This is a genomic window from Pseudoalteromonas sp. SR44-5 (genome assembly GCF_014163675.1).
In the GTDB taxonomy this organism is placed as follows: domain Bacteria; phylum Pseudomonadota; class Gammaproteobacteria; order Enterobacterales; family Alteromonadaceae; genus Pseudoalteromonas; species Pseudoalteromonas rhizosphaerae.
The window spans coordinates 1-350 of record NZ_JACJDT010000209.1 but is presented as its reverse complement, the minus strand read 5'-3'; the positions used below and the strand labels follow the sequence as shown (position 1 = coordinate 350).

1 pseudogene is annotated in these 350 nt (G+C 38.0%); it reads right to left on the bottom strand.

Features of this window, described 5'->3' with window-relative positions:
* Positions 1-311: pseudogene (locus H5154_RS23285) on the bottom strand (hypothetical protein); the annotation flags it as partial.
* Between the last annotated feature and the right edge of the window lie 39 nt (positions 312-350).

Sequence of the window (350 nt, the reverse complement as noted above, 5' to 3'; positions counted from 1 at the left end):
TCTTCTGTTGCATCACGATTTTCGTGATAAACATACTTATAGTTATTTTTTATGACAGGATCGAGCGGATACTTATCCATATAGGGACCAATTTTATCACCTCTCCATGTAACACTATTTCCCTTATTTAAATGGTGTTGAACAGACTGTAACAACCCAAAAGGGATTGGTTTATTTTTATCCATAAACTCCGTTAATAATGTCCACGATTGACAAGCCCCATCGTAGCTATCAGCAAACGCGACTATGTATTGGCAATCCCTTTTACCATGCTTAGGGTATTTTTTAGGGATTAAACTTGTAACAGGCATGCCTCTTCCCAAACTAAAGCCTAACGAGCCTCGATACAT